Here is a 16,266-nt window from a genome sequence, read left to right on the forward strand (position 1 = left end):
ACCGGGCATCGATCGTGCCCGGGCCGGGCCGAATGACGGGCACGTAGACACTACTCGCAACCGGGCGGCGCCGGAAGTCGAATTGGCCCTGATTGCAATCGATCTCAGCGGGCGGCGGGTGGCGGTGCAGCGTGACGACGCGGCACGCGAGGGCTGGACGAGCGTTCGAATGGATTGCCGGGGATGTTCGGACCACGATTAAAAATACTCTTTTAAATCAAGTCATTTTTCCGAGTCGGGCAGTAATTTGTCTGTAAAATCGCGCGAGCGAAATCGCATCACGCGCCATCCGAGGGCGCGTCAAAAGAAGAAAAGGCCGTTGCCATGAACATGCAGAACACTGTTGCCGCATTGCGCGGCGGGTTGCTTCAGCAGGACCGGCTGCTGAAGCTCGATACGCCATTGTGCGCCAACGTGCTGACCGTGCAGCGGGCCGTCGGCCGTTCGCGCATCGGGCGCGCGTACGAATTCACGCTCGATGTGCTGTCGACCGATAGCGATCTGGAACTTAAAAAGCTGATCGCGCAGCCGGTCACGTTGTGGATCCAGCAAGGTGATCGCAACTATCGGCCGATCAACGGGTACGTGCACACCGCGCGCCGCCTCGGCGCCGACGGCGGGCTCACGACCTATCAGCTCACGTTCGCCGATTTCACCCATTTCCTGAAGTTTCGCCGAGACCAGCGGCTCTGGAACGACACGACCGTCGACCAGATCATCAGCGACGTGCTGAACCGGCATCCGCAGGCGCAGGGGCATTTCCGCTTCGCGCTGTCGAAACCGCTGCCGAGCCGTTCATACACGCGTCAGCACGACACCGACTGGCATTTCGTGCATCGGCTGATGGAGAGCGAAGGCCTCTACAGCACATGGCAGCAGGCCGACGACGGCAAGTCGCATACGCTCGTGATCACCGACAACCTGCAGGCGTTCGCGCCGCTGTCGCCGGAGACCGTGCGCTTCTATCGTGGCGGCGCGGCGAGCGAAGCCGACGCGTTCACGCAATGGTCGGGCTCGCGCACGCTGCAGAGCGTGACCCGGACGACGCGCACGTTCGACTACAAGAATCCGTCCCAACCGTCGAACCCGAAGGGCACGATGCTGCCGACGATGGGCGGCCAGGGCGAATTGCCCGACCAGCTCGAAGTCTACGAGTACACCGGTGCGTACACGTATCTGGACCAGACGCGCGGCGACCATCTGACGAAGGTGCGGATGGAGGAGTGGGAGTCGCAAGCGAAGCGCTTCCATGGCGCGGGCGGCGTGCGCGCGATCGATGCAGGCCGTCGTTTTACGCTCGCGGATCACCCGGAACACGATCGCGATCCGGCCGACCAGCGCGAGTTCGCGGCGATCGGCGTCGAATGGTGGATCGAGAACAACCTACCTGTCGCGAGCAGCAGCGCGGATTTTCCGTACAGCCTGCGCGACGCGTTGATGCAAGCGCAGGAAGGCTATGGTGCCGACCCCGCGTTTCGCGTGCCGCATGACGACGGTTCGGTCGGCTTCTACCTCGTCGAGGTCGAGGCGCAGCGCGTGAGCGTGCCGTATCGCAGCCCGTTCGAGCACGAGAAGCCGAAGATGCATCTCGAGACGGCCATCGTCGTCGGGCCGCAGGGCGAGGAAGTCTATACGGACGAGTTGAACCGGATTCGTGTGCAGTTCGTATGGGATCGTCTGAACCCGGGCAACGAGAACGCGTCGTGCTGGGTGCGCGTCGTGCAGTCGGATACCGGTGGCGGCTACGGTGGCGTGCACGTGCCGCGCATCGGCGAGGAAGTGCTGATCGATCATGTCGGCGGCGACTGCGACCGGCCGCTCGCGGTCGGGCGCGTGTACAACGGCGCGAACCAGCCGCAGTGGCATAGCGACGGGATTCTGTCCGGCTATCGGTCGAAGGAATATTCGGGCAGCGGCTACAACCATCTCGTGATGGACGACGCGACCGGGCAGAACCGCGTGCAGCTGATGAGCAGCAGCGCGAATAGCCTGCTGCATCTGGGCTACCTGATCGACCAGAACGGCAATTCGCGCGGGTCGTATCTGGGCAGCGGCTTCGACCTGCGTTCGGATGCGTATGGCGCGGTGCGGGCGAGCCAGGGACTGTACATGACCACGCACCCGAAGGCGCCGAACAGCCAGCCGCTCGACGTGAAGGAAGCGCAGCAGCAGCTGGTGACGGGTGAAAGCCTGGTCGAGGCGATGTCGGGCGTGAGCGAGCAGCATCAGGCGGAAAGCCTGAAGGAAGCCCACGACACGATGCGCGCGTTCACCGACGCGACGCAGGACAGCGCATCGGGCAACGCGTCCGGTGGACGCACGGCGGGCGGCGGCACGGGCAGCGCGAATGCGTTCAAGGAGCCGGTGATGCTGTTCGGCAGTCCGTCCGGGATCGGGATGTCGACGCAGCAGTCGCTGCACCTGGTCGCGAACGATCACGTGAATATCGCGAGCGGACAGAGCGTGCACGTCGCGACAGGCAAGTCGCTGATCGGCAGCATCGGGCAGAAGCTGAGCCTGTTCGTGCAGAACGCGGGGATAAAGCTGTTCGCGGGCAAGGGCAAGGTCGAGATCCAGGCGCAGTCGGACAACGTCGAGGTGACCGCGCAGAAGGCTGTGAAGGTTGTGTCCGCAACCGACCGGATCGAGATTGCGGCCGATCAGGGGATTCTGCTGACGAGCGGCGGCGGGTATATCCGCATCAAGGACGGCAACATCGAGATTCATACGCCGGGTGCGGTCGATGTGAAGGGCGCGTCGCATACGTTCGCGGGGCCGGCGAGCATGGGATATCCGCTGCCGAGCCCGCGGCCGGATCAGCCGGGGCAGTTGGAGCTGTTTCACAAGTACGTGAACGGCGAGGCGGTGAAGGGCGGGCTGTTCACGGTGAGAGACGTGAACGGCGCCGTGCTGAAGAAAGGGGCGCTCGACAACAGCGGTTATACGGCCGTGAGCGGTTTGCCGCCCGGTGCGGTGCGTGTCGAGTTCGGGAAGGATCCGCGCGAGTCGGCTCAACCCGCAAATTACTTCAAGCAGGCGCAGTGGCCAGTCGAGCCCGTCGAGCCGTCGCCGCAGGCGGCGCAAGCCGCAGCGACGGAGCAGCTCGCGAGCCAGTTGAAGGGGATGGCGCCTGCGACGACGGCTGCTGCGGTGGGGCTTGCGAGCGGAGGTGGAGTCGGTGCTGCGTTGGGCGGACTGGCGCGTTCCGCATTGCCGGCTGCGGCAAGTGCGCTGGGTGGGGCAGGCGCTGTTTCCGCGCTACAGACGGCATCGAGCCTGGGCAGTGCCGCGAAGCAGGTGGCCGGGATGGTGCAGGCAGCTCGCCAAGATGGGCTCGCGGCGCTGGCCGCGCCGGCTGCGAATGCGGCATCCGGTGCGCTGCAGGGCGCGCTACCCAGTGTCGCCGGGATCGCCGGAAAGGGCGCTACGACGGTGGCCTCAGCCGCCGGTGCGACCGGCATGAAGCTTCCGACGAGCGGGTTCGGCGGACCGCTGAAATCCTGAGAGGGCGGCTTGTCAGCCGTTTTGAAAAAACGAATTGAACGAACAACGACATGGCACAACAACTTCCACCGGGCGCCGAGAAGGAACAGGCCGTTTCCTGGCTCAGCGATATTTCGCCGAAAGATGTAGCGGCCGGAGGCGACCGTTTCAACAAGTGGCTGCTCAAGATCAGCGGCAATCACATTTCGTTCGAGGATCTCAAAACCTTCGCAAGCGCGGTGCCGATCATCGGCAACCTGATGGCGTTTTACGATGCGGTGTGCGACATCGTGATGATCGTCGAGAAGCGCCACGCCAATCTTCTCGATTACCTCGGGCTTGCGATCAACCTGATCGGCGTCATTCCGGTTCCGCCGCCGCTGGCATCGTTTCGACTGTCGGCACGGCCGCTGCTGGCGCTCGTGCGCAATCAATTGCTGGTGTCTCGCGGCAATCTCGGCGCGGCGCTCATTTCGGTGCTCGTCACGCATGTCAACGCCGCGGCCGCGACCGAAATCGAGAACTTCCTGAAGACCCTGCAGGACGTTCTTGTCGAACTGCTGAACGACTGCGCGCATAAGGCGCAGGAGTTGATGGTCGGTATTGCTACCGGGCTGGAACTCGCCCTCAAAGGGAAAATTTTCGACAGCAGCGCCAACGTGCGACGTACTGCGCAGATCGCCCGGAAGATGGACAAGCGGTCCTGGTACAACCCGATGCTGGTGGTTGATGCGATCGAGTACGGTTACCAAGGTTCGATCGCGTTGGGGAAGGAAGCCGGGAACGCGACGGTCGGGACTGCTGCGAAGCTTGCTCCGGATTCGTGGCTGCAACCGTTCCGCGATATCGTCGCGTTCCTGAAGGACGAGGCGCCGAAAGTCGCGAAGGCGATCCGCGATCTGAACGGCAGCGAAGAAGGCAAGATGCTGTGGCTGATCGCGCAAGTGATCGAGGCCGTGGCCAGGGTGCGCGCACGCGGGAAGCTTCACGAAAAGACCGCCGACGTACCGCCCGGCGGCAAGGGGCGCGCGCAGCATGAGCGTCCTCAGGAGCCGGTGGGTGCGACCGGACAGCAGGCGCATGCGGAAGGTGCCGGCCAGAGTCCTTGTAAAAGTTGCGGGATTGGCGCATCGACCGGGTCGATCGATTTTGCTTTCGGCGATGAGACTTTCACTCACACGGACTTTGAACTGCCCGGCGCACTGCCGCTCGTCTGGGCGCGCACGTACCGGTCGCGCCTCTCCGCATACGACAACGGGGAACTTGGCGCGCGGTGGCTCACGCCGTATACGACGCGCATCGATGTCGAAGGCGATACATGGTTCTTTCGCGATGCCAGCGGGCGCAGCATCGAATATCGCGCGCTTGCAGCCGGAGGTGTGCATGACGATCTCGCGGAAAACCTGACGCTGACGCGTCTGGACGAGACGTGGGTCACGATTGCATACGGCCACGACGAGCTTCACGTGTATGAACGGCGCGGCAATGCGTTCCGGCTGGCGATGCAGAAGGACCGTGCGGGCAATACGATCACGCTCGATTACGACGCGCTCGACCGCGTGGCACGCCTGATCGATGCGAGCGGCAACGTGCTGTCGTTCGAGCACGACAAGCGAGGCCGGATCGTGATGATCGAGCAGGTGCTCGACGATGGAACGCGCCGTACGCTTGCGAGTTATGCCTATGACGAAGCGGGCGATCTCGTGCGCGCAACCGACCGGTACGGCGACGCATGGAGCTATCAGTACCACCGTCATCTCGTGACGCGCTATACCGATCGCACCGGCCGCGGGATGACGCTTGAATGGGACGGCGCGGACGCTGAAGACAACGCGAACGCGACATGCGTGCGCGAGTACGCGGACGACGGCAGCCTCGATATCCGCCTCGCATGGCATCCGAACATTCGGCTGACCTACGTGACCGATGCGCTCGGTCAGATGTCGCGCTATTACTTCAACATCAAGGGATACGTTTATCGAATCGCCTATCCGGACGGCAGCGAGGAATGGTTCCGGCGCGACGAGCATAACAATCTGACGCTGCACATTCTGCAGGACGGCAGCATCGAGCAGATGCGTTATGACGCACGTGGCAACCGGACCTGGCACGAGCGCGCGGACGGCAGCATCGTCGAGATGGCATACGACGACAAGGATCAGATGATCCGGCTCGTCGATCCGAACGGGCATGTGTGGCAGCGCAAGTACGACGACGCGGGCAATCTCGTCGAGGAAATCGATCCGCTCGAACATGCGACGAAGTACGCCTACAACGACAAGGGGTTGCCTACACAGATCACCGATGCGAAGGGCGGCTCGAAGGCGCTTGGATACAACGACGCCGGGCAATTGACGAGCTACACGGACTGCTCCGGAAAGAAGACGGAGTGGCGGTACGACGATATCGGCCGCGTGATCGAGACCAAGGACGCGTCCGGTGGCGTGGTTGCCTATGGTTATGGCCCGAACGGCCAATTGACGGAGACGCGTTCGCCGGCTGGTGTCGAGCACGTGCAATACGACGCAGAAGGCCGGTTGTTGCGGCATACGGATCAACTCAATCGATCAACCCGATACGGCTACGATGCAGTGGGTCGTATTGCGAGCCGCGCGGACGCGCTCGGGCAGACGATTGCTTATCGCTACGACCGTCTCGGCCGCTTGTCCGCGCTGACCGATGCGAACTTTGCGACGTACCAGTTCCACTACGATCCGGCGGGGCGGTTGATCGAGGAAATCGGTTTTGACGGCAAGTCGACGCGTTATCAATACGACCCGGACAGCGGCAGCCTTGTTTCGATTGATGAAGCGGGTTGCGTGACATCGATCGACGTCGACGCAACCGGTCGCCTGATGAAGCGTGTGGCGGGGGAAAGCGCGGAACGGTTTGCCTACGACCGGAGCGGCAGGCTGATCGACGCGGTGAACCGGTACAGCCGCGTGCAGTTCTTCTTCGATCCGGTCGGCAATCTGGTGCGCGAACATCACGCGTACGATCTGTTCGGCGAGCGGCGTAGCTACGTCTGGCACCACGAATACGACGAGCTCGGCAACCGACGACGTACCGTGCGGCCGGATGGGCATGCGGTTGACTGGCTGATGTATGGCTCGGGATATGTGCACGGGATGCTGCTCGATGGCGAGGAGCGTGTGCAATTCGAGCGCGATGACCTGCATCGCGAGACGGTACGCGTGTTGTCGAGCAAGGTCGGACAGCGCACGCATTACGACCCGGCAGGACGCGTACTGCAGCAGACGATCCAGCGATCGACATCGCCCGCGCCGCTCGCCGAGCGGCGGTATCGCTATGACGCGGTCGGGCAGTTGTCGCGGATCGAGGACAGTCGCAAGGGCGGGACGGACTATCGATACGATCCGGTCGGGCGGCTGATCGAGGCGATCAGTCCGGTCGCGAAGGAGCGGTTTGCATTCGACCCGGCGAGCAACATCATCGATCCGGTGCGGTCTACCGAAACACCGGCCTCCCGGTCGAGCCCGGTGCGGCCGGAAAGCACGTTGCCGGTCGAGGTGCCGAAGGTGCTGGGCAACCTGCTGAAGGCGTATGCGGGGATGCACTTCGAGTATGACGCGCGCGGGAATCTGGTGCGCAAGCGCACGCCGGCGGGGGAGCAGGAATACGAGTGGGATGAGTTCAATCGCTTGCTGTCGGCGCGGGTTGCGGAGGCGTCGCGGCAGAGTCAGTCACGGTATTTCTATGATGCGTTCGGTCGACGGATCGCTAAGGAGGTGAACGGCGAGCGGACGGTGTTCGGGTGGGATGGCGACACGCTGGCGTATGAGAGCGATGGCGAGCGTGGCACGCACTATCTGTACGAGCCGGGAACGTTTGTGCCTCTGGCGCAGTACGTGGCGGAACCGGTTGAGGGAATCTCGACGCCGGAGTGGAAGAGTACCGACCGCTACGTTCCGGAGGATGATCCGCTGCAGAAGATGCCGGAGCGGCGGGGTGACGCGGTGCTGTTCTATTACCACTGCGATCAGATTGGGACGCCTCAGTTGCTGACGGATGACGACGGAGACGTCGTGTGGGAAGCGTCGTATAAGGCGTGGGGCGAAGCGCGGGAGGTCGTTGCGCGAGTGTCGAAGGCTGCGGGCGTCGTACCGAAGAACCCGTTGCGGTTTCAGGGGCAGCAGGTTGATGAGGAGACCGGGCTCACCTATAACCGACACAGGTACTACGATCCGAATTCAGGTCGCTTCGTGTCAAAGGACCCGATCGGTCTCGCGGGAGGCGACAATTGCTATCAATACGCGCCCAATCCAACGGGCTGGATTGATCCGCTTGGCCTTGCCCGCTGCCCCTGCGATCCGTGTGAAAAGTCTCGCCGGTCAAGCTTGAGAGATATTCGTCGGCAACTCGGTATTCCATTGTCGCAGCAGCCGATCAGTCAGAAAATGGTCCCGATGACGGATTCCAGCGGAAGTTGGCTTCTCGGCGATAACAACAAGCCCATCATGACGCGGGAACTGACCTATCAGGTCGGTGGTAAAAATGTGGTCATCCAAGACCATTCAGCAGGTCACGTATTCGGAGAAGGGGGGATCGGCGATCAACCGTCGCACCACAACGTGCGCCCTGAAGAAAACACCCGCACGGGAAAGGTCCAGGGAATGGACGACCACTACTACTTCGACTGCAGGAACAAGAAATGAGCCTGATACAGCGGATCATGAATCCACAAGCCCTCACCGCGCTCTATGGGAGCGATGCACCGCTTGATGGTGCCGAGATCGTTGAGATTCAACTCAAGCGGGACGAACCGCGACTGTCGATGAGAATCATGATTACTCAGAAGCCGTTGTCTCAGCCGAACCGATGGCCGAAAGACTACGACGTCGTCTATCTAAGCTTATCGTTTATTGGTGCTTCCGGCCTTTCGATCGGGGAGTGGGGACATGACAACATTGTTGCGACGTTTGTATCAACCGTCACCGACAATGATGTTTCGATAATGATCAATTGCAAGGAGGGCGCGTCGATTGCGTTGAAGTGCGACTGGGTTCGCGTGGAGGGAATCACGTATGGCTATCTAGGTAGCGCCTAACGTGAGGCGCTCGTTGGGTTTGATTCCGAAGCTCTCGATGCGTGTACGACATGCGCACTGAACTGCTCTGACCAACTGTCGTGCGATGTCGTTGATCCGTGCTACACAAGGCTCAACGACGATTCATTTACCGCGTGATACCGCTACGACGATGAATGTGACGTGCATCGCCGCAGGAGATTTCGACAGCTGGAAGGTTGTCCGTAGCGGCACGTAGACGGGGCTGCATTATAACCGGCACAGGTACTTCGACCCGAGCAGCGGACGGTTCATCTCGAAAGACCCGATCGGACTGGCGGACGGCATCAACGGCTACGTGTACGGCCCGAACCCAGTGGGCTGGACCCACTTGGTCTTACCACGTGTCGCCTGTATCGTGGCGTTTCCGCTAGCCACCCAGCAATTGCGGATGCGAAGAAAGGGATCGTTCGCCCGGCAAACCCTGAAGGAAACCTTACTCCTGAGCAACACGCGAAAGGGGGGTTTACCGGTGAAAGCCAGTATGTATCTTGGACGCCGAATAAAGATATAGCGCTTACTAACGCGAACAAGGATGGCCCTGGTGGCGTGCTTCTATCGGTTCCACAAGGCGCACCGTCGGCTGGGGATGCTTGGAGCTGGGGATGGACTCACATTACCGAGTGGGGAGAGCCCGAAATGCTTCAAGAGGGCACAAGAACCGGTGTAAATGTCTCGCGGGAGGGATGCCTGTGAAAGCTGACGCTGCTTATTTGCTAAAGTTGCTCGATAGGGCACCGGCTGCTGCATGGACGAAGAAGCTGAGGTCCGTTTTGATTTCAGAGGATTTCCTGGAGAAGCCGGACAATCCGCAAAGCTGTATCGTATCCTTTGCTCTCGATCAAGCGAGAAGACGACAAGCCGGTACTCGTGAGATGGGTAAAGAGACCTTCGGCATTGAAGAGCTGATCGCGACGCTCAGTAAGCTCGATCGAAGCGAGAAGATTGTTTTCTATTTGATCGAAGATAGTAGATATTTGGGGACGTGCTACATCTCTGGCGACCGGCTTCTCGGCTGCGAATGCGTATTGAAAACAGGGACCGTCTCTAAGCCGGGATTGTGGATTGATGGCAAGAGAATTACATAGAGTTCGGCGGGCGCGAGCCCGCCGCGCTTCGCGGGCTAGGAACTGCACTACAACCGGCATCGGTATTACGATCCGACATCGGGGCGTTTCGTGTCGAAGGACCCGATCGGGCTCGCGGGCGGGATCAACGTCTATCAATACGCACCGAACTCGACGGGATGGATCGATCCACTTGGATTGGCTCGTTGTCTAACCTCGAGAGCAGCTCGTCGCGAAGCAATGCGGCAGGCAGGTATTCCGACGAGCCAACAACCAATCGGTCAATCAAAGAACGCATCTGGCCGGGAGTATCGTTATGAAATTCCACAAGCAGGTGGAGGAAAAATTCAGGCCACTGTCCAGCAACAAACGATGGATGTGAGCCACCTTGACGATCCCCACTGGGAGGCGGGCAAGGTAAAGATCGATCCAATCAGCGGCGACACGCGGATGAATGACTATGGTCGACCTAAAATAGCTAATCCGAAAGGAAAGGCTTATTACGGGGGGGGGCAATGAGCGAGAACCATGTGACTGAGTACCGGAAGGAGCTTCTTTTCAGGAGGGCCAACGGAAAGAAGATTTTAGGCGCGTACCTTTCCAAGGTGGCGGTGTTATTTCCATCTCTTGCTCGTCCAGAATTGCTATCCCTTGAGGAGACGGATTCAATTTTGGATAGATTCAGACTAACTTGTGCTGATCTTCGGCAAGAAAAAATCCGGATTCCTGCGGGAGAGCTTCATTCTCAATTGTCAGATATTCGGAATTTCGGGGGCGGTTTTTATGTTTTGGTCGACGAGGACTGGAAATATTGCGGCTTGCTGAAGGTGGGGGCGATAGAAATTCTGAATGTGGTGGTCGAGTTTGGAGGTGAGATATTGAATGATCTTGTTTTTATATCGACTGACATGTCATTGGTTGTTGATTTCGATTTTTTTGAGATGAATGGGCTTCAATTGATAGATATAAAAAAATGGTGTAAATAGAAGTGCAAGTGAGCAGGAATACGAGTAGGGCGAATTCAATCGCTTGCTGTCGGCACGCGTTGCGGAGGCGTCGCGGCAGCGTACAAATACTTCGACAAACTCGGAGCCATCAAATGACGGACTTCACCGCGTTACTGGGCGTTGGCTTTCGCAGAAGCGCCCCGTCCAACCTTGCAGAAATCGCGAGCCTGGAAACTACGCTAGGCGTCTCGCTCCCACTGGACTATAAGGACTTCCTTGCGTGGTCGGATGGGGGCGAGGGCGAAGTTGGTGACCTCTATCTGTCCATGTGGACCGTCGTGCAGGCCGTCGAACTCAATGCCTTGTACTCGATCACGACGCGCATGGGCAGAGGTTTCGTGGGCATCGGTACGGACGGTGGGGATTACTGCTTTGCTCTGGATCTCCGAAGGGGCGAACGTTTCGTTGTTGTGCCACTCGGTGCGCTAGCTGAGGATGAAGTCAAACCACTGGCTAGCGATCTCGTGTCAGGACTGACCAGCATCCGCGACGGCCGCATCACGGGCAACGATCTATAACCGGCATCGGTACTACGATCCGAGCAGCGGTCGGTTCGTTAGCGAGGACCCGATCGGGCTCGCAGGCGGGATCAACGTCCACCAGTACGGGCCGGATCCGGTGCAGTGGGTTGATCCGTTAGGCCTGGCCCGATCCGGTCAGTGGGGAATACGAACCAACAAGTTCATGCTCACTGCCAACGCAAGTCCAGAAAGCAGGAGATTGTCGTGAATAAGGATGGCACGCAGAGCCAGGGGTCGCGCGGGGCGTCTCTGGACTGACGCGAACGGAGAAAGATGGTTTGCGTGAAAAGGGTTTCGATCTATGACTGATCTCGGTGAAGTGAAGATTTTTGGAACCCAGGAAGGCGACGATAGGTCGTTGAGGCTGGATGAGATTTCCATCCTTGCCAAGCCGGAGGTAATTAGAGCTCTTGGTGTATTCCTGATTAATGCGGCTTACGAAATGGACTCCAATGATGCTGAACACGTGCATCTGCGAGATTCGATATCAAACTTTTTGTATGAGAATCACGTTGACGTGATCGCTATCAATCAAGAAAAAGTAAAGTTGCTTGGGGATTAGTGGTTAAATGACAGAAGGGCCGCGTGAGCGGCCCTTGCTGTTTGTGTGATGAGTTGAGGCTCGGCGAGGAGAGAGGCAGTCTTGTTTAGGTTAGCGAAGCAGGTTGTGTGACGTCGACGCAAACGGTCGCCTGATGAAGCGTGTCGCGGGGAAAGCGAGGAGCGGTTTGCCTACGACCGGAGCGGCAGGCTGATCGGGGCGGTGAACCGATACAGCGCGTGCAGTTCTTCTTTGAGCCGTCGGCAATCTGGTGCACGAACATCGCGCCTACGATTGGTTCAGCGAGCGGCGTAGCTACGTCGGGCGCCACGAGTACGACGAGCTCGGCAACCGACGACGTACCGTGCGGCCGGACGGGCATGCGGTTGTCAAGGCAAACGGTAAGGGCTATCAAGGCGATGACGTGTACAACTACATCATCGGGTCGTCCAAGCGATCGAGGCCCGGTGTTGACAAGATGACGATCGGGGATCTTGACTGCGATAAGGTACTTAGCGATGCGGGAATTTAATTCGAGGGATTTGGATGCATTGGACTTCGAGAGTGTTCGAAGTGCATTGCTCGCGGGGGAGGGTGAAATTTCCCTTGAAAAAGTCGTCCGTATACCGGAGGCTGATATTTTGTGTTGTACGTATAAGGGTAAAGATTTCAATGTGAAATTTGATTCGGATTACGGAGTTTCAATTGAGGCGGTGAGCGATTTTTCTGTTGATGAGCTTGATGGCATTGCTCGAATTTTGACGAGGTAGACGATGATGCAATCGGACTCGCGTCAAAGGACTTCAGTGCGAGTGTTGGCTGCAGTGGAGCCCGTCCTCATTTCTCGCGGGCGGGGCGATTGAACAACGGGTCATCCATACCTGCGTGAATGGTTTGCCGAGCAAGATGGCAAGCTGATTCATGGACGATTTCGCGTCGAAAGCAGCCCGCACGGCTTCGCCAGTATGTTGCACAGCGCGCCCGATGACTGCCTCGTTGAACGTCAGCATCGCATCCTGTACCTCGGCCGGTGTCGTCGCCCGTTGACCAACCGGTCCCCTCGCGCCTTCGGAGTTGGCATAATTGCGATCGCTGACACGATCACCGCGGCGCTGGCACTTTCGTTCATCTGCCGCATTGACGTTCCGGCGCGTTGATTCCAGTCCCGTTACCACCGCAATACCCATGTCGACCATCACCGCGACCACCGCGTCGCTGAAACACATTCTCGAACACCCCGGCGATTTCTCCGGTTGGCTCTGCCTGCCGCCGATGCCCTGGACGCTCGATACAGAGGGCGCATTCACCGAAGACGCCAACGACCCCGAAGCCGCGACGCCGCCCGCTACCGCACCGCAACCCGGCTGGCGCGTAACACTGAATAGCGCGACGATCGAGGACATCGTGATCAACGCGCATGACCAGGTCGACGAACCGAGCGTCGCGCAATTGTTCGACGCGTTCGTGTTCTACGTCGACAACGAGGAATTCATTCTGCTCTGACGACGCACGACGACGCGCCCCACGCACCACAGTAAAAAAGGACCGCCGAGCGGTCCTTTCTTCACGAAGCGTCAACATCCGAACGAAAAGCCTGCCCCTCAAGGCAACGAAATCGTCAAATTCGCCGACTCCGGCCCGACCTTGATCACCTGCGAGTAAGGCGCCAACGCCTGCAGCGTCTTGTCCTTGAGATAGGTATTGAGCCCGAGATACCCGAGCAGGGCCACCAGCGCAAACACCGCCCCGATCGCCCAAACCGGCACCTCGCGCTTCAGCCGATGCGCGATCTGATCCGGCAGCGGCCAATGCGGCGCAAACGCCGCCCGCTTGCCCTTCATATGCGCGATCTCATCCCCCAGCCGCGCGGTGAGGTACGCGAGCTTCTCCGGCCCCTCGAGCAGATACTTGCCCTGAAACCCGAGCAGCAGGCACATATGAAACACCTCGAGCGACTGCAACCGCGCCGCGCCTTGCGCGCGACATTCCTCGAGATACTGAAAGAACTTCTCCCCCGCGAGCTGCTCGCCGAACAGCACGAGCTGCAGCGGCCGGCGCTCCCAGTCGGTGCGGATCTTGAACTGCGACGACAGCACCATTTCATCGACCGCCGCGCAATACGCGAACTTCGCGCCATACACGTCCTCGGCCGGGATGTTCAGCTTCTTCGCGCCACGCTCGAAATCCGCCAGAAACTCCTGGATCTTCGTGCTGAACTCGCTCGCGCTGTCCGGCTCGCGGCCGTTCTTGAGCAGGAACAGCATGAAGAACCCGTCGTACAGCAGGTCGAGCAGCGAACGGGCCTGGAACGCGGCGTCGGTCGACGCCGGGGTATGCAGCGGGGCCGGCGCGTTGTCGCCGAACAGGGAAGGCGCGTAGCTCATGATGTGACCGCGATCAGTTCGAATTTCAGGTCATTGATGCCAGTCGGCGCGTAGATCATCGCGGACTGGGCCTGCAGCATGCGCTCGTACAACGCGCCGCGCGAGTCGAGCGAGAAATAGCACGCGCCCGGCCGCACGGGGATCGCGGGCGGCACCTGCGGCGTGTACGACAGCCGCACGCCGGGCATTGCCGACAGCACGAGCTTGTCGACGTCGTCGGGCGCGCCGACCTTGAAGCGGGCCGGCACCGCATCGACGAGCTCGACGCTCGGCATGTCCGCGGACACGGCCAGGTAGAACTCGGTCTTGTCGTCGATCTTGCCCGAATCGAGGCGGCCGAGGTGGAACGACGGACGCACCTCGTCGAGCGTGATCGCGAAGTAGCGCGTCGAGATCACGGTGTCGAGCAGCTCGCGCAGCATCAGGTCGAGACGCGCGAAGCTCGGGCCCGGATCGTCATGGCGATACACGGGCAGGTCGGCGAGCGTGTAGCCCTTCGAGAACGTCATCAGCTGCCCCGCGAGGCGCAGCAGTTCCTGGAACAGCCGCTCCGGATGCAGCGCCGCGTGCTGGTGCAGGTGCGCGAGCGTCGCGAACGCGGCGTTCGCCGTGTGCAGCAGCCAGAACGACGCGATGTCGCCCGAGCGGAATTCGATGATGTTCTTCGACGGTTCGCGGTGAAAACCGTACAGCGCGTTCACCTTCGCCTGCAGCGCGTCGACGAGCTGGCGCAGCCGCTGGTGCAGGATCGGCGACGCGTCGATCGCGAGGCATGGCGGCACGAAGCTGTCGTCCATCTCGAAGCCGGACGTCGCGGTGCGGCGCACGCGCACGAGCGGCACCGACAGCAGCTGGTCGCGCGGCTCGCTGTGCGCGATCAGCTTGACCTGCGTCTTCAGGAACGTGATGTCGGCTTCGGCGGCGTCGGTGAAGTTGTCGGCGACGCTCGTCTGCTCGCTGACGAAGCGCGTCATGAAGCCGGCGGCCGGATCGTCGCTGTAGTTGGTGCCGTTCTCGCGCAGCGGATGCAGCGCGAGGTAGAACACGAAATCGTTGATGCCTTCTGGCAGCGTGTCGAGCGCGATCGGCGGCGGTAGGTCGTCGGCCTGCGGCGCGGCGTAAAGCGCGCCGTCCGGAAACACGAGCGCGAGCTCGGCCACGCGCAGCACGTTGCTGCCGAGCGCATCGCGGTCGATGCGCACCGAGCGCACGCCCCAGTTGTACGGCTGGATCGCCTGGATGGATTCGAACAGGCGCGCCTCGTGGTACGCGTCCTGCCGCTGAAAGTGTTGAGGCCGGAGGAACAGCCCTTCCCCCCACAGCACCTTGGCCGAATAACTCATGTCAAATCCGGTTAATGTCGCGTTGCGATGTAATCGATTCGTTCGTGCCCGAATTAATCGCCATTTTGTTAACTCTTGTTAAATGACATTCGTGCGTCATGTTTAACCGCAGGTGACCGACGAAAGCAAATTCAGCGGTTGCGAAGGCGCACCCTGTTGCGGTGCGATGACAGAGCCGTCGGTGACTGTCATCGCGCAATTATGCAGGCCGATGATTATGCCGGATTTCTCCGACTTTGCCGGGTCGAACGTCAGTTTCCATCGCTGGATTGCGGGATCGCGGAACAGCGCGACGATGCCGAATGCCTGCGCTTCGCGCGACAGCTTTTCGGTTGCCGTATAGCGCTGGCCCGGAATCAGCGTGATTTCACGCACGTTCAGCAGATCGGCGCCCAGCGCGGCCTTTTCCTTGGTCGGATCGGTGAATGCGTCGAACGGCGCCTGCTGGAACGAAGTCGGATCCTTCAGCGCGTAGAGCCTGACCACTAATGCGAGCGGCTTGCGATCGTTCGCGGCATTGAGGTTCGGCGCGGCGGCGAGCGTGAGCCCGATGTTGCGCGGCGGCTTCTGGGCATCCGGCACGTCGGGCTTGCCGACGCCGGCGGCTTGCATGACGGCGCTCGCGGCGGAGCCGAGCAGCGGGGCGGCCGCGCATCCGGCCAGGAGCGCGCAGGCAATCAGCGGCAGCGCATAGCGAATCATGGACGATCTCATCGTGTTTCCGGCGTGCCGCCTTTAACTCCCCTGTCAAAACTGCCGGGTATTTCCGCGTTCGCCGCGAATGCCCGGCGTATCGGCCGTTCAACTATTAAGCACACGTGCCCGGCAGCGTGC

12 protein-coding genes and 4 pseudogenes are annotated in these 16,266 nt (G+C 60.5%); 12 read left to right on the forward strand and 4 right to left on the reverse strand.

What is annotated here, in order from left to right:
- Positions 1 to 324 precede the first annotated feature (324 nt).
- The 11 genes and pseudogenes from tssI to U4Y91_RS36825 all read left to right on the forward strand — a co-directional run.
- Positions 325 to 3,504, forward strand: coding sequence for a type VI secretion system Vgr family protein (tssI, locus tag U4Y91_RS28000; protein ID WP_321807806.1), 3,180 nt, complete (start codon positions 325 to 327; stop codon positions 3,502 to 3,504).
- Positions 3,505 to 3,554: 50 nt separating this feature from the next.
- Entirely contained in the window at positions 3,555 to 8,159 is a 4,605-nt protein-coding gene (locus U4Y91_RS28005) for an RHS repeat-associated core domain-containing protein (protein WP_321807807.1), read from the forward strand.
- Entirely contained in the window at positions 8,156 to 8,551 is a 396-nt protein-coding gene (locus tag U4Y91_RS28010; RefSeq protein ID WP_321807808.1) for an immunity 50 family protein, read from the forward strand. Before U4Y91_RS28005 ends, U4Y91_RS28010 begins: the two co-directional genes overlap by 4 nt.
- Positions 8,552 to 8,768: 217 nt before the next feature.
- Positions 8,769 to 8,894: pseudogene (locus tag U4Y91_RS36810) on the forward strand (RHS repeat-associated core domain-containing protein); the annotation flags it as partial.
- Positions 8,895 to 9,261: 367 nt separating this feature from the next.
- Positions 9,262 to 9,657, forward strand: a complete 396-nt coding sequence (locus U4Y91_RS28020) for a hypothetical protein (RefSeq protein WP_321807809.1) — start codon at positions 9,262 to 9,264, stop codon at positions 9,655 to 9,657.
- Positions 9,658 to 9,699: 42 nt separating this feature from the next.
- Positions 9,700 to 9,843: pseudogene (locus U4Y91_RS36815) on the forward strand (RHS repeat-associated core domain-containing protein); the annotation flags it as partial.
- Between the two features lie 308 nt (positions 9,844 to 10,151).
- On the forward strand, positions 10,152 to 10,622 hold the full coding sequence (locus U4Y91_RS28030) for a hypothetical protein (RefSeq protein ID WP_321807810.1): 471 nt from the start codon (positions 10,152 to 10,154) through the stop codon (positions 10,620 to 10,622).
- A 113-nt stretch (positions 10,623 to 10,735) separates the two neighbouring features.
- The gene (locus U4Y91_RS28035; protein ID WP_124667619.1) at positions 10,736 to 11,161 is read left to right on the forward strand and encodes an SMI1/KNR4 family protein; all 426 of its coding nucleotides are present in this window, start codon (positions 10,736 to 10,738) and stop codon (positions 11,159 to 11,161) included.
- Positions 11,157 to 11,291 (forward strand): annotated as a pseudogene (locus U4Y91_RS36820) (RHS repeat-associated core domain-containing protein); the annotation flags it as partial. The gene U4Y91_RS28035 and the pseudogene U4Y91_RS36820, both read left to right, overlap by 5 nt.
- A 174-nt stretch (positions 11,292 to 11,465) precedes the next feature.
- The gene (locus U4Y91_RS28045; protein WP_321807811.1) at positions 11,466 to 11,726 is read left to right on the forward strand and encodes a hypothetical protein; all 261 of its coding nucleotides are present in this window, start codon (positions 11,466 to 11,468) and stop codon (positions 11,724 to 11,726) included.
- 103 nt (positions 11,727 to 11,829) lie between these two features.
- A pseudogene (locus U4Y91_RS36825) lies at positions 11,830 to 12,093 on the forward strand (hypothetical protein); the annotation flags it as partial.
- 415 nt (positions 12,094 to 12,508) lie between these two features.
- Here the strand turns inward: U4Y91_RS36825 and U4Y91_RS28050 are convergent.
- Positions 12,509 to 12,904 carry a hypothetical protein gene (locus U4Y91_RS28050; protein WP_321807812.1) on the reverse strand — a complete coding sequence of 132 codons (396 nt, stop codon included), beginning with the start codon at positions 12,902 to 12,904 and terminating at the stop codon, positions 12,509 to 12,511.
- On the opposite strand from U4Y91_RS28050, the gene U4Y91_RS28055 reads away from it, so the two are divergent.
- A complete protein-coding gene (locus U4Y91_RS28055) occupies positions 12,891 to 13,208 on the forward strand; it encodes a hypothetical protein (RefSeq protein WP_124893530.1) in 318 nt (105 codons plus the stop codon). The genes U4Y91_RS28050 and U4Y91_RS28055 overlap by 14 nt on opposite strands.
- Positions 13,209 to 13,306: 98 nt before the next feature.
- Here the strand turns inward: U4Y91_RS28055 and icmH are convergent, their stop codons facing one another.
- The 3 genes from icmH to tssJ form a co-directional block, all read right to left on the reverse strand.
- Positions 13,307 to 14,089 (reverse strand): type IVB secretion system protein IcmH/DotU, encoded by a 783-nt coding sequence (icmH, locus tag U4Y91_RS28060; protein ID WP_044845934.1) that lies wholly within the window; start codon positions 14,087 to 14,089, stop codon positions 13,307 to 13,309.
- Positions 14,086 to 15,432 carry a type VI secretion system baseplate subunit TssK gene (gene tssK / locus U4Y91_RS28065; protein ID WP_321807813.1) on the reverse strand — a complete coding sequence of 449 codons (1,347 nt, stop codon included), beginning with the start codon at positions 15,430 to 15,432 and terminating at the stop codon, positions 14,086 to 14,088. The genes icmH and tssK overlap by 4 nt, the downstream gene beginning before the upstream one ends.
- A gap of 102 nt (positions 15,433 to 15,534) precedes the next feature.
- Positions 15,535 to 16,146, reverse strand: coding sequence for a type VI secretion system lipoprotein TssJ (gene tssJ, locus U4Y91_RS28070; RefSeq protein WP_321807814.1), 612 nt, complete (start codon positions 16,144 to 16,146; stop codon positions 15,535 to 15,537).
- Positions 16,147 to 16,266 lie beyond the last annotated feature (120 nt).

Source organism: Burkholderia sp. BCC1993, assembly GCF_905339865.1.
GTDB lineage: Bacteria > Pseudomonadota > Gammaproteobacteria > Burkholderiales > Burkholderiaceae > Burkholderia.

Bases quoted from the DNA above. Each gene is read 5' to 3' on its own strand.
- icmH (WP_044845934.1), bottom strand. From the start codon at position 14,089: ATGAGCTACGCGCCTTCCCTGTTCGGCGACAACGCGCCGGCCCCGCTG.
- U4Y91_RS28010 (WP_321807808.1), top strand. From the start codon at position 8,156: ATGAGCCTGATACAGCGGATCATGAATCCACAAGCCCTCACCGCGCTC.
- U4Y91_RS28035 (WP_124667619.1), top strand. From the start codon at position 10,736: ATGACGGACTTCACCGCGTTACTGGGCGTTGGCTTTCGCAGAAGCGCC.
- U4Y91_RS28030 (WP_321807810.1), top strand. From the start codon at position 10,152: ATGAGCGAGAACCATGTGACTGAGTACCGGAAGGAGCTTCTTTTCAGG.
- U4Y91_RS28045 (WP_321807811.1), top strand. From the start codon at position 11,466: ATGACTGATCTCGGTGAAGTGAAGATTTTTGGAACCCAGGAAGGCGAC.
- tssI (WP_321807806.1), top strand. From the start codon at position 325: ATGAACATGCAGAACACTGTTGCCGCATTGCGCGGCGGGTTGCTTCAG.
- U4Y91_RS28055 (WP_124893530.1), top strand. From the start codon at position 12,891: ATGTCGACCATCACCGCGACCACCGCGTCGCTGAAACACATTCTCGAA.
- U4Y91_RS28005 (WP_321807807.1), top strand. From the start codon at position 3,555: ATGGCACAACAACTTCCACCGGGCGCCGAGAAGGAACAGGCCGTTTCC.
- tssK (WP_321807813.1), bottom strand. From the start codon at position 15,432: ATGAGTTATTCGGCCAAGGTGCTGTGGGGGGAAGGGCTGTTCCTCCGG.
- tssJ (WP_321807814.1), bottom strand. From the start codon at position 16,146: ATGAGATCGTCCATGATTCGCTATGCGCTGCCGCTGATTGCCTGCGCG.